The sequence below is a fragment of the Rothia sp. (in: high G+C Gram-positive bacteria) genome (genome assembly GCF_015265375.1).
Classification (GTDB): Bacteria; Actinomycetota; Actinomycetes; order Actinomycetales; family Micrococcaceae; genus Rothia.
Genome location: NZ_JABZXW010000001.1, coordinates 21859 through 34924 on the forward strand (window position 1 = coordinate 21859; position 13066 = coordinate 34924).

General features: G+C 58.5%; 12 protein-coding genes. 6 read left to right on the plus strand and 6 right to left on the minus strand.

The window, feature by feature from the left end; genetic code table 11:
- Positions 1-220 precede the first annotated feature (220 nt).
- The 3 genes from HXO69_RS00125 to HXO69_RS00135 all read left to right on the plus strand — a co-directional run bounded on the left by HXO69_RS00125 (position 221) and on the right by HXO69_RS00135 (position 3021).
- On the plus strand, positions 221-1963 hold the full coding sequence (locus HXO69_RS00125) for a sodium:proton antiporter (RefSeq protein ID WP_296544584.1): 1743 nt from the start codon (positions 221-223) through the stop codon (positions 1961-1963).
- 186 nt (positions 1964-2149) lie between these two features.
- Positions 2150-2662: a hypothetical protein gene (locus tag HXO69_RS00130; protein ID WP_049350253.1), complete on the plus strand. Its 513-nt coding sequence runs from the start codon at positions 2150-2152 to the stop codon at positions 2660-2662.
- An 11-nt stretch (positions 2663-2673) separates the two neighbouring features.
- Positions 2674-3021, plus strand: coding sequence for a hypothetical protein (locus HXO69_RS00135; protein ID WP_005507997.1), 348 nt, complete (start codon positions 2674-2676; stop codon positions 3019-3021).
- Positions 3022-3203: 182 nt separating this feature from the next.
- On the opposite strand, the gene HXO69_RS00140 is transcribed toward HXO69_RS00135, so the two are convergent.
- The 6 genes from HXO69_RS00140 to HXO69_RS00165 form a co-directional block, all read right to left on the minus strand.
- Positions 3204-3728 (minus strand): hypothetical protein, encoded by a 525-nt coding sequence (locus tag HXO69_RS00140; RefSeq protein ID WP_193389885.1) that lies wholly within the window; start codon positions 3726-3728, stop codon positions 3204-3206.
- Positions 3729-3862: 134 nt separating this feature from the next.
- On the minus strand, positions 3863-4636 hold the full coding sequence (locus HXO69_RS00145; RefSeq protein ID WP_049352261.1) for an HAD family hydrolase: 774 nt from the start codon (positions 4634-4636) through the stop codon (positions 3863-3865).
- Positions 4637-4808: 172 nt separating this feature from the next.
- Positions 4809-5663: a PTS system mannose/fructose/sorbose family transporter subunit IID gene (locus HXO69_RS00150; protein ID WP_296544589.1), complete on the minus strand. Its 855-nt coding sequence runs from the start codon at positions 5661-5663 to the stop codon at positions 4809-4811.
- Between the two features lie 11 nt (positions 5664-5674).
- Positions 5675-6544 (minus strand): PTS mannose/fructose/sorbose transporter subunit IIC, encoded by an 870-nt coding sequence (locus HXO69_RS00155; protein ID WP_049360185.1) that lies wholly within the window; start codon positions 6542-6544, stop codon positions 5675-5677.
- Positions 6541-7521, minus strand: coding sequence for a mannose/fructose/sorbose PTS transporter subunit IIA (locus tag HXO69_RS00160; RefSeq protein ID WP_049345982.1), 981 nt, complete (start codon positions 7519-7521; stop codon positions 6541-6543). Before HXO69_RS00160 ends, HXO69_RS00155 begins: the two co-directional genes overlap by 4 nt.
- Before the next feature lie 776 nt (positions 7522-8297).
- Positions 8298-9167 (minus strand): PRD domain-containing protein, encoded by an 870-nt coding sequence (locus HXO69_RS00165; protein ID WP_296544590.1) that lies wholly within the window; start codon positions 9165-9167, stop codon positions 8298-8300.
- Positions 9168-9426: 259 nt separating this feature from the next.
- Here HXO69_RS00165 and HXO69_RS00170 point away from each other — a divergent pair, with 259 nt between their 5' ends.
- From HXO69_RS00170 to HXO69_RS00180, 3 genes are all read left to right on the plus strand, one after another.
- On the plus strand, positions 9427-10170 hold the full coding sequence (locus HXO69_RS00170; RefSeq protein WP_005504149.1) for a response regulator transcription factor: 744 nt from the start codon (positions 9427-9429) through the stop codon (positions 10168-10170).
- A gap of 93 nt (positions 10171-10263) precedes the next feature.
- Positions 10264-11928, plus strand: a complete 1665-nt coding sequence (locus HXO69_RS00175) for a cell wall metabolism sensor histidine kinase WalK (protein WP_296544591.1) — start codon at positions 10264-10266, stop codon at positions 11926-11928.
- Between the two features lie 282 nt (positions 11929-12210).
- Positions 12211-12912 (plus strand): TetR/AcrR family transcriptional regulator, encoded by a 702-nt coding sequence (locus tag HXO69_RS00180; RefSeq protein ID WP_049357527.1) that lies wholly within the window; start codon positions 12211-12213, stop codon positions 12910-12912.
- Positions 12913-13066: the final 154 nt, after the last annotated feature.

Sequence of the window (13066 nt, forward strand, 5' to 3'; positions counted from 1 at the left end):
TATTCCAAATATAGAATTTTCCCCTGAATACCTTGCTGAATAGCAGGGTTATTCAGGGGAAAACTCTATATTCCACACAAAGCATTAGGCTCAGAGGTAAACAATTCCAGAATAAACGCTACAGAACCCCCATATCCAAAAAACGGAATGAACCCCTCCGGTAGAGTAGAAAGACGTAGCCGACTAATCCTAGCCGCGCGAAAGGAACAACACCGGACCAATGTTTTACCTCTCCGTTATTGTCATCATCCTGATTGCGACCGTGTTCATGGTCAGCGTCGGTGATCGACTCAACCTCCCCTGGCCGGTCATGATGACACTGCTCGGCACCGCCGCGCTCTTCATCCCCAACCGACCGGACATCACCATCGACAGTGACATCATCCTGCCAATCTTCCTTCCGCCGCTACTGTGGGCCATCGGCGTTAAATTCTCCTGGGGCACCCTGCGCCGCCGCTGGAGATCCGTACTGCTCTACTCGGTCCTTCTCACCACCGTCTCCGCCCTGGCAATTGCCAGCGCAGCCATGTGGTGGGTCCCCGGCATGACCATCGCCGTCGCCCTTGCCGTCGGTGCCGCCGTCTCCCCGCCCGACCCCGTCGCCGTGGAAGCAGTCGCTGAGCCCGTCGGCATTCCCCGCCGCCTCATCGGCACCCTGCAGACCGAAGGTAGCTTCAACGACGCTATCGCAATCGTTCTCTTCCACGCCGCAATCCACTCCATGACCAGCGGCCACCACATCGAGCCGCTCTCGGTCGCCAAGGACTTCGTGCTCGGCTCGATCCTCGCGGTCATTATTGGTTATATCTTCGGATGGCTCGGCGGCTACGTTCGCCAGCGCGCCCACGACGTGGTCACCAGCAACGCCGTGACCCTCGTGATCCCCTTCGGCGCCTACCTCGCTGCTGAAAGCGTGCACGCCTCCGGCGTTATTGCCGTGGTCATCGGCGCTATCCAGTTCACCAGCACCAAATACATGGCGGCACTCGAAGCGGAAGAACGCCTCTCCTCCACCTCCTTCTGGCAGATTATTGAGCTGCTCATGACCGGTGTCGCTTTCGGCCTCATCGGCCTGCAGGCAAGTAGTATCATCGCCACCGCCGACCCCTCCCGTATCGCAAGCCTCTTCGCTGACGGTGCCCTGGTCGCACTGGTCGCCATCCTGGTGCGCCTCATCTGGTTCACCATCGTCTGGCTGGCAGGACGCAAGAACCCCATCCACGAGGGTGCACCCGAAAGCTTTGCTGAAGTTATCGTTATGACCTGGTCCGGCATGCGAGGCCTCGTGACCCTGATTCTTGCCCTGTCCATCCCCGTGGTCAACGGCACCGAACAGGTACGCCAGGACGCCATCGTCATGATGCTCTCCGTACTCTTCTTCACCCTCGTGCTGCCCGGCCTGACCCTGCCCCTGCTCGTGAAGGTCCTTGGCGTGCAGGCTAACCATGAAGAAGAAACCGCCGTACCCGAGCTGCTCAAGATTGCGCAGGTCGCAGCCCTCGAGGCGCTGCAGGCTGAAGCGAAGGCAACCACCGACCCGGAAACCTACGCTCGCGTGAAGGAAATGTGCTCCGCCATTACCCGCCGAGACGAAATCAGCGAGGCACTGCCCGAAGAATACAAGCAGCACATGGAGAAGCTTAAGGACAAGAGGAACGACTTCGTGCGCCTGCGCGACGCCGCCCTCGTCGCCGCGCAGAACGAGGTTATTTCTGCTCAGGACCGCTACGACTCCCACGACGTGACTCGCGTGGTGCGTAAGCTGGACATCCTGGCGCAGGCAGAAAGCATCCGTTCCTCAGGCATGTTTATTCTTCCCGCAATGACCGCCGGCGCGGTTGCCATGGAACGCTACAACCTCTGGAAGAAGCACCAGGGCACCCTGAGCACCCGCGCAATCCCCGTGGTGGAAAACGCGCCCGCCTCGCCCCTGGTCACCAACGAGGTAACCCCCACGTCCTAGCCGGTACCTCTGCACCGCGTGCATGAACGTTACGTTTCTGCCCCTGCCTACGCCACCGAGATAAGCCCGTTGGTCTTTAGCTCACAGGCGATAGACAGGGGCAGAAGCAGATTAAGCCTCAACTATCACCTAAAATGAGAACCGAACGTTAGCTCTCTCAAACTCACGAACACTTTGAAAGTAGACATGGATTTCAAGACTCTCTCGCCTGCGTACCTGACCTCCCTCTGCGTAATTTTTTGCGGCGCGCTCTTGATTGGAACCTCCAACCCCTGGCTCCTGTGGCTCGGCTGGATCCTTCTCATCCTTGCGTTGGGCCTGAACGTCCTCGCCTTTGTGCTGTCCGTGGGTAAGGCGAAGGGTGACCCGACCCCCGCACTGGTGACCAACCTGGACGGTTTCGAATCCTCCGTGGAGAACCGTATCCGCGAGCGCGCAGAGCACCGCCGCGAAGAACGAGAAGCCGCTGAGCATGAGGCAGTTGAGCACGATGCTGCGGCGCAGGTTGATCAGGAAGTAGCTCCCGCTGAGGCAGCTGAGACCGTTGAGGCGACCGCGCCCGCTGAAACTGCAGAGGTCCGCGAGGAAGAGCCCACCGAGTCTCAGCCGATTGTTGATCGTGCCCCCGGCCGTATGAGCGTTCTGCCCTCGCGTCCCCGTTCGGGTCGTACCCCCAAGCCCCGCTCCAACGCACGCTAGGTAGGTCGGTAGTGAATACGAAGTTTTTGCTTTCCCCGGCGTACCTGGTTTCTGTTGCCCTGATGCTTTCCGGCGCGGTGCTTTCCGGTGGTCGGTTCATGCTGATCGGCTGGATTCTGTGCATTGTGGGTGTCTGCCTGAACGCCATGACCCTGGTGGTGCTGACGAATCGCGAGCAGCTGTACACCATGGAGGCGAAGGCTGCCCGAGGCACCCGCCGCGGCTTTGATGACCGCCCCGCTGTGGTGCAGCGATTGGACGAGGCTCCGGCTACTGACAGCGCAGACGAAGGATCTGCGGAGTCCGTCGAGGAAGCCGCAGAAGAGCCCGTTGAAGCACCCGCGCAGAAGACCAACTAGGGTGTAACCCCCTAAGACGTAAAAGACCCCCGCAGAGGGTATCTGACGTGAATAAAAGACCGTAACCGCCCCCGTACAGGGGAGTGGTTACGGTCTTTTGTTGCGCCTGAATGCTCACCTCGACTAACGCTCGTCGAATACTTTTGTTTTTGGAGGAGGGGTGAGTGAGCGCAGTGGGGTCTTTAGCGCTGAGTACCCAGCTTCTGTGCCGCGAAATCCGCGTACTCTTGCACGTGCGCGCGAGCCTGCTTGGTCAGCGCCTTATTCTCATCCAGGATGCGCGTCGACTGCGCCGCCATCAGCTCCAGGTACTGGCGGTCGCGGGTCTTCTTCCATGCGGTGCGTGCCGCCTCCAGCTCGGCGAAATCGTTGAGAGCCTGACGCTGCATCGTGTACCGCACCCACATGAGCACCAGAATCAGCACCAGCGGAATGAGGCACGCCCAGCTCTGCCACAGCCCGTACAGTGCCGCCGCAATGGCGCCCAAAACAATCAGCACCGGGGAAATCGAGACGATGGGGGAGTCCGGGCGGTTCTTCTGGTTCTTCACGAGTGATTCACGCGCCATAGCGCGGAAGGTGTCAGAGAAGCTGGACGGGTCGTAAGACTGGGCAGGCTCCGGTTGCTGGCTCTTCTGGGACTGGCTCTTGGGAAACTGATCCTTGCCGGGCTGGTTCTTACGGGGCTGAGAAGCGGAAGGGCACATAGAAACCTCACGGGGGTACACGGGGAGTAACGGGAAAGCGGGTGTTTCACGTGAAACGGGGGAGTAGGCGGCGAGTACGCGGAAGCGGCTGGCAGACGGGCGCTCGCCGCACCTAAACGCCACCTCGGCAGCTTCTACAGGGAAGCCTCAATAAACTCGTACGCCTTATCCACACAATCGGTGGTGACAGCCTTAACCTCATCGGGGGAGTAGCAGAACGACGCCGAACGGTCAGCGTAGCGGTGCATGTCGATATCGTTCCACGAATCTCCAATCGTATGCACCTCATAGGAGCTACCCGGATGCTCCGACTGCAGGTACTCCACCAGATGCTGCAGACCGGTGCCCTTTGTGCAGGCGGGCGGCACAATATCCAGGAAATCCTGGTTCTTGTGGCAGTCCACCGAATCACCAAAACGCTCCAGAATCCAGGTGTACGCCGCCTCGCGAACCTGAGCATCCGGAATCCACAGGGGCACACCCACGTACTCGTGGTTCTGCAGGTCGTCAGCCGGCAGGGGAGTGAACTCCGGCAGGATATTCGTCGAGGAGCCCACCCGGTCGCAGAGGCTGTAATCGTTATCCAGAGTCGTCGCGAACAGAGCCACGCCGTCCACGGTGCTGAAATGCTCGTAGCACGCCTGCACAACACTCACCGGAAGAGGCTGATGGTAAATCACCCGGTACTGCCGGTCAGTAATCACCGCACCCGTGTACAGCACGTGGTAATCAAAACGGATGGCGGTCGGGTTCAACGCCAGTTGCGTGGCAAAAATGCTCTTGCCCGTGCACGAGACCGCCAGGTTACCCTCCGCCTGCCAGCGGGCAATCGCCTGCTCAGTGGCAGGCTCCACGGCACGGTTAAACAGGATCGTGCCGTCAAGATCGAAAGCCATCAATTTGGTCATAGAAACTCCTTCGCGGGAGGGCTGCATTGCCGCGAATTGTGCGCCGCAACCCATAAAAAACGGGGGTGCCGCCGGTACTTTTAAGTGTACCGACCGCACCCCCACCACTTGAGATATAGCCCCTGAATCTCACGCCTTCACTGAAGGGTGAAAGGGCTCATTCCTCATATTTTTAGAGAGCCAGGAATCCCAGGTAGGAACCGAGGATGCCCACGCCAAAGAGGGCGAAAATCAACCAGATGGCGTTAATCTTCTTCTTCAGAAGCCACATGCACAGGAAGCACAGACCCAGCGAGGCCAGGCCCGGCAGCAGATCGTTCAGCACGGACTGGACGGTCACATTTACCGTCTCGCCCGCCTGGTTTGTGTAGCTAGTCAGTGGCAACGGAATGTTCACGCTCGTCCAGCGGTACACCAGAGCACCCATCACGAACAGACCCATCACGGACGCACCCTGAGTAATCTTCTGCAGGGTGTTGCCGCCCGCCTCGGTCACAATCTGGGTACCCTTCTCGTAACCGTACTTGAAGCCGTACCAGCGGGTCGCCCAGCGAATCGCGGACAGACCGAAGAAGAACAGCAGCGGGCCCAGAATATTGCCGGTCACCGCCAGGGATGCGCCCAGAGCCGCCAGCACGATACGTGCGGTACCCCAGAAAATCGGGTCGCCCACGCCGGCCAGTGGGCCCATCAGGCCCACCTTAACGTTGGTGATGGCGGCTTCGTCAATGTCCTTACCGGCTGCCTTCTCACGCTCCATCGCAGCGGTCACGCCCATAATCGAGGATGCAACCCACGGCTGGGTGTTGAAGAACTCCAGGTGGCGGGTCAGCGCCTCCGCCTGGTCTTCTTTCTTGGTGTAGAAGCGCTTAATCGCCGGAATCATAGAAACCGCGAAACCGATGGACTGCATACGCTCAAAGTTGAACGAACCAAGCAGGAAAGTGGAACGGAAGTAGGTTTCGACCTTATCGCGCTGGGTGAGCTCGGGAACTTCAACGAGCTCGACGTTCTTGTTCTCAGTCATGATGATGCTCCTTACTCGAGCTCGTTATCGAGGTCGTTTGCTGCGGTTGCCGGTGCTACGGCGGGTGCCTCACTCTTATGGAAGAGCGGGTTCAGCTGCGTGTACAGCAGGCCCAGGCAGGCGCCGACCAGGCCGATAGCAACCAGGTTGAACTGTGCCGGGGTGGACAGTGCCACGAGGACGTCCTTTGAGCTTCCGCCGGGTAGCGGCACAATCGACTGGGTTGCCGGGATAGCGGCGGCGGCGATGAAGCCGAGGAAGAAGAAGGGCATGAGGGCCTTCGAACGCATCATGTTGATGACCATTGCGAAACCGACCACGGTGATCATGCCGCCGGCGATGCGCAGGCCGGTGGTCACCTCGGCAGGAATCATGTTCAGCAGGCGGGTCAGCTCGTCGGAGCTAATCAGCGCCACAATAGCGGTCGGGATAGCCACGCGCAGACCCTGCAGAGCCATACCGCTAATGTGCATCAACTCAATACCGCGGAAGTTCGCGGTCTTCGCGAAATTATCAGCCTGATGCTGGAAGAACACCGTAATGGTACGAACGAAAATGGTCAGAACCTGACCTGCCGCAGCCAGCGGCACAGCAATAGCAATACCGGTGGTGATGTCCTGGTGACCCTGAATCACAACAACAGCGGAGATGGTGGATGCCAGGGCCGAGTCGGGAGCCATAGCCGCACCGACGTTCATCCAGCCCAGGGCGATGAGCTCCAGTGCGCCACCGAGCATAATGCCGGTAGTCGGGTCACCCAGCGCAAAACCCATCAGGGTACAAGCGACCAGGGGGCGGTGGAACTGACGCTCGTCCACCACGGATGCGACGCCCGCAATGAACGCCACGAGAACAACGAGAATAAACGTCAGGGCGCTCATGCGTCCAGGCCTTTCTGCTTGAGGATCTTTTCCAAATCAACCGGGGAGTGGTTGGGCAGCTGCTGCACCGTCAGCTTCACACCGCGCTTAATGAGTTCGCGGTAGGCTTCCAGGTGCTCCTCGGAGGCGTACACTGCGTCCGAGAGCTGAACCATGCCGGTCTTGAAGGTGACGCCACCAACGTTCACTTCGTTGATCTTGACGCCTTCGTCGAGCAGTCGCACCACGTCAACGGGGGATTCTACGACGAACATGGTCTTCATGCCGGTGTACTTGGGGTTGTTGTACACGCGACCAGCCTTAGCGATGTCCAGGACGTTGGTCTTCACACTGGTCGGCGCGACCTGCAGCAGCAGGGACTTGCGCAGCTGATCGTGTGCCGCATTATCGGATGCCGCGATGAAGGTCTGCGGTGCGATGTGCGGAACCCAGGTGCCTGCCACCTGACCGTGAATCAGACGGGAGTCGATGCGGGTGAAGATAGCGTCCATGGTGCCGCCGGGAACCTGCTGAGCAGCCGGAACCTCGACCGTCTTGGTCTCTGTGGGCTTCGCCTCGGCGGGCTTGGCGGCTGCGGGCTGGTTCGCCTCCTGGAAGGAGCGAATACCCTTGGTGCCAGCCTTGTGCGCCTTAGCGACCAGGGACTTGAGGGTTGCGTTCTTACGGCCTGCGCCGGAGATGACCTCAATAAGCATCGGTACGTTGACACCGGAGACGACGTCGACGCCCTCGCGGGTGGCTGCGAACTGCGCACCGGCGTTGTAGGGGCTACCGCCGAAGAGGTCGACCAGCAGCAGGGTCTCTTCTGCTTCAGACGCCTCAACGATGCGGGTGTACTCTTCGACGAGATCTTCGGGGCCCTGACCCGGCAGGAACGTGACCGGGTGGACGTTCTCGAAGTTACCGAGGATCATGCCGGCGGTCTTCAGCAGAGCCGGAGCCGACTCGCCGTGTGCCGCCACAATGATAGTGACCATAGTGGTCCTCTCGTGTTCGTGACATGGTGTGTAGTGGCCCCGTGAAGGGCCTCATAATTCTCAGATAGTAACACGTTGTTTTTGTGTTTTGTGGGTTTTTTCTGGCTTTGCACACTTTAGGTTCTTGTGACACTTTTTCGCGTGTTGGAATATGGGTTTTTGATGTCAAAACACGTATTTATTGCCAGGGCGTAAAAAATTTAAACAGAACACCGAAAAATGCTTGTTCACGCGAAGGGGAAGGCGCTATTCTCGCGAAAATTCGGGAATGTTGGCGCCTTGCTGGTGGACTGACGAGGTGTTTGACGCGAAATATATGGATCGCGCGAGTGTGAGAAAATAATTTACAAAGAAAATATCGAGCAAAAAATGAATGCATTGATCAAAAGATGTGGGATTTATGAAAAACCCACATTTGTCTGAGGTTTGTCCACAGAATGGTATTTCTGGAATACGCCGCTATAAACCGTCATTTCAAAATTTAAATCGACGCGCTAACGCGCGAAAGAACACCCGGGAAAACGACATTTTAGTGACAGGTTGTATATATAAATAGCAACCCACCTTTAACGGCCATGTTCCGCCCGGCATCACCCCTCTAGAATCCTCACTCCCAGATTCCCCACCCGAACCCCTCGCCGGGATTCCGAAGTATAGAATTCGAGATATAGGTTCCAGGGCATAGATTCCGGGGTATATATTTCAGGGCATAGAAAATCCGGGGGCATAGAAAAAGCGACCGAGAACCCTCCCGGTCGCTTTCTATCGAACATGCGCTACGCGTTAATGCCCCACATATCCCGCGCCAGACGCGCAATATGAATCGTCAAATACGTCAACTCATCACGAGTCAGGCTCTGCTTCAGCTGCATCTGCAGTACCAGCAAAACCTTCTGCGCACACGCGTAGGCGCGCGGTACATCCGCACGAAGAGCCGCCAACAAACTCGGCTGCGACACCTCATCAGCATCCTCCGTGCGATTCGCGGAGGCGCGGCTCGCCCGCACAAACAGGTACCTCAGATGCGTCACAAAACGTGCCGCACTCATTGAGTCCGGGTCGATCTTCCGCTCGTAGCTCGCCTCAATAATTTCAAAAACCTGCGCGAAAACCTCAGTCATGCGGAATGCCTGAGACATATCCGCCGTCGCAAATTGCGCGTTGACTAGGTGCAACGCCAAAGGAATAGCCTCATTCGGGTCCAGCTCAACCTGCAGGCGCTCGCGAACCATTTCCAAAACCGTGCGGCCGTACTCCACCTCGCGCGGGTAGAGAACAGTCACCTCCGGGGCGAGCGGATACTGCACCCGCACCCCGTCACGCGCACGAACCACCGCATAGTGCAAGTGATCAGCCAGCGGAAGAATAAACGAGTTCGACAGCTCCAATGCACCCTCGGCGCGCACCTTCGACTCCAGCTGCGTAGCAATCGACAGAATCTCCGCCGGAATCTCAGACAGCGTCATGCTCAAACGCTCACCCGACATGCCCTTCTCAGGCACAAAGGTCTGCTCCACCGCAGACGGGTCAATCAGCTGACCCTTACGCTTACCAAAGGCAATGCCGCGACCAATCATCACGGACTCCTTGCCCAAATGATCCACCGTGAGGACAACATTATTGTTATAAATACGGCTAATGCGCATGTGTCCTCCTCTGCGGGTGTCGGGGCGCCTGTGTCGGGGTGGCACACTGAAACGATAAAAGGCGATTGAGTATCACCTAAGCTACTACAAATTTTACCGAAAGATTGAACCCGTATTGAAGGGTTAACGCGCGTGGTTGGGATAATGGGCGGCGCGAAACTGTGCCCCAGCTGTGACGCGGGCAAGCATTCCATAAGTTTGCGGCTGAAAACCGGATCCCGCCCCACCGTGAACCCTAAATCGCGATACTCTTAACCACATGAGCAGTAAAGCAACCGAAATCGCCAAGAACCTTCCCGCACTCGAGCACCCGGACGGCAGCCCCATCCGCGCCCTCGTCGTTGACGACGAGGAAATGCTCAAGGAACTCGTCAGCATGGGCCTGAAAATGATCGGCTGGGATGTGCAGTCCGCCGGTGACGGCCCCTCCGCGCTCGCGATTGCCCGCGATTGGCGACCCGACGTGCTCGTGCTGGACATCATGATGCCCGGCTTCGATGGCCTGGAACTGCTCACCCGTATCCGTAAGTTCTACCCCGAGGTTCCCTGCCTCTTCCTGACCGCTAAGGACTCGGTCGACAACCGTATCGAGGGCCTTGCCGCCGGTGCGGACGACTACGTGACCAAGCCCTTCTCCATGGAAGAGGTCATGATCCGTCTGCACCGCCTGGTTCAGCGCTCCGGTGTCGCCGCCATTGACGATGCCGAGCTCGTTGTGGGTGACCTGGTGCTGAACCAGGACACCCGCGAGGTGACTCGCGGTGGAGAGCAAATCAACCTCACCGCAACCCAGTTCGACCTGCTGCGCTACCTCATGGAGAACGCGAAGCGCGTGGTCTCCAAGAGCCAGATTCTCGACAATGTCTGGAACTACGATTTTGGTGGTCAGGCAAATATTGTGGAGCTGTACATCTCGTACCTGCGTAAGAAGATTGATGTGGGTCGCGAACCGATGATTCACACCGTGCGCGGTGCCGGTTACGTTCTGCGTCCCGCTGTCTAAGTTTATTCTCTGCTCTTCATATGGCGCGGTATAACACTCGGTTATACCGCGCCATATCAGTTATATTCCGTATTTCGAATGTAGAAAGAAAGGATGCTTGTGGGCTCCTACTCACCCGGTGAACCCGCCGCCTCGGATAACGAAGCAACCCGCCCCCTGCGCGCGGGTACTTCCGCGCGCGATGGCTCCGTTCCCTCCCGCGGAAACTTCTTCGTGCGCCTACGCGCCGCTTGGAAGAGCATGAGGAACCCCGAAGCATCCCCCGAAGAACTGGGCTACGTACCCCACCTCCGTTCGCGCCTTATTGCCATCCTCGTGGCGGCACTCGGCATTGCCTGCCTCATTATCGGCCTGTCCACCTACGTGACCCTGCAGAACTCCCTCTACCAGCAGGCGCAAAGCGACCTCAAGGAAACCAGCCACCGCGTCGTGCAGCCGACCTCCCGAGACGGCAAACGAGAAGAAGTGGACTGTAGTGACCTGCAGAAGAGCAACTCGCTCTTCGCACCCGGTCAGGCGTCCGGAACCATCATCACCTGTGTCGAATCCGAAGGTGCCGTAGAAATCGCCAGTAAGCTCGCCAAGGATGGCACCGTACAAACCCTCTCCGCCAATGACCAGGTAACCCTCGGAACCATGGCACTGAATGCCACCAAAGAAGAAGAGCGCGAGGTCAAACTGGAATCCGGTCTGTACCTCGTGAAAATCACCCCGAAGGCTAATAGCAGTGCTGACGCCCAGGTAGTCGGTATTCCGCTCGCCAACGTACAGCAGACCCTCACCATCTTCGTAATCGTGGTGTCCCTCGGATCCATCGCCGTAATGGTCGGCGCCGGTGTGGCGGGTTCCTACATTATTCGCGGCACCATGAAACCGCTGGAACGAGTCTCCGCCGTGGCAACCGATGTGGCGCACCTTGACCTGGAGGAACACACCATCTCCTCGGCGGTGCGAGTGGAGCCGCGTGACTCTGATCCGCGTACCGAAGTGGGCGCGGTGGGCTATGCACTCAATCAGCTGCTTGATAACGTGAACTCAGCCCTCGAAGTGCGTGAACGCACCGAGCATCAGATTCGCGCCTTCATTGCGGACGCATCCCACGAGCTGCGCACGCCCCTCGCCGCCATTAAGGGCTACTCCGATATGCTCCGCTGGACCGAACCGCTCAGTGAGTCCGGCCAGTCCTCCCTGGCGCGCATCGACTCGCAGACTGAGCGTATGTCCCGCCTCGTGGAAGACCTGCTGACCCTCGCCCGTCTTGATGAGGGCCGCGAACCCAAGCTGGAGCAGGTTGACCTGACCGAGCTGGTGCTTGAGTGCACCTCCGACATGCAGGCGGCAGCCCGCACCCACGAATGGCACCTGAACCTGCCCGATGAGCCCGTCGAAGTGGTGGCGGATCGCTCCCAGATTCAGCGCGTGATTCTGAACCTGCTCTCGAACGCCCGCAAACACACCGATGAGGGCACGCGCGTGACCGCGGGCCTGTCGGTGGACGCGGCACGCCGCGAGGCCGTGGTTACCGTGACCGATAACGGCCCGGGCATTGCACCCGAATTCCTGCCGAAGATTTTTGACCGCTTCACCCGCGCGGATAAGGCGCGCTCCGGCTCGGATGGAACCACCGGCCTGGGCTTGGCGATTGTGCAGGCGATTGTGCAGGCACACGGCGGTTCGATTCAGGTGCAGAGCCAGCCGGGCCATACGGTCTTTACGGTGCGCCTGCCGCTGGATGCGCGTCTTCAGTCGGCTGCCTAGTCCGGCGTCTGATCAGCCGGTCTGGTTTGCTACCTGGTCCGCGTGCGTCCACTCTGTGAATGGCTGCTTGAGGGGGGAGTGGAGTGTGCTGTGTGTGCACCCTGCTCCCCTTTTGTTGTGCTTTTGCGATTTTATATTGGTTTGACATGCCAAAACGCTAAATTACTTGTTGAGTAAACATTAAATCTGCACTTCAAGTTTATTACCTGGAGTGCAAATATGTGGTCAATCTAACCCCAAAATAGTTACCCTCGGTGAAACAATGCGCGTATTGTAAAAAACATGGCTAATCTTGTTGAATCCCCCGCAAACATCACGGACAAGCGTTCCGCCCGCAAGGCAGAGAACCGCATCGCAATCGTTGAGGCAGCAGAATCCCTCATCCTCGAGGGCGGCTACGGCGCCCTCAACGCAGAAGCACTCGCAGAGCGCGCCGGCGTTTCCCGCCGCACCATCTTCAACCACTTCGCCTCCGTAGACGACGTGCTGGTCACCCGCATGAACCAGTACTTCAACCGCATCTTCGAAGAATGCGACTTCAGCATCTCCGGCGAAAACGCAAGCATGGAAGCCGAAATGCTCTCCATCGCCCGCAACGTCTTCATGAGCAACACCCTCGAAGAGTACATCGCACCCTTCGCGCACCTGCTCTACGCCCTCGAAATGGACAGCCCCGCAAAGTTCGAAGAATACTCGCACGTCATCCTCGAGCGCACCTACGACATCTTCCTCGAACAGTACCTCGAGGCATACCCCGACCTGCCCTACCTGCGCGTGGCTGTCTTCGCCTCCAACCTCTCCGAAACCATCGGTGAAGGCGTCTACTACTACCTCACCCGCGCCGAAGAAGTAACCGCCAAGGTCGCAGCGGAAGCCCCCGAAGGCACCCACCCCGAAGCGCTCGCCATCGAAGCGATGCGCCAGTGCGTACTCGAGGCACTCGACTACCTGGGTCGCCTGGTCCAGGGCGAATTCGCAAGCTAAGCCCCATAGCGTTCACGCTCAAACACTCTCGCTTCGGATACCTCACCTGCAGGTGCCCGAAGCGGGGTGTTTTTTGCCTAAAAACAGGGGCGTCACCTCAGCATGCGGGTGGCAAAACAGGGTAACCACCGTATTCACACGCACCCAACGCACC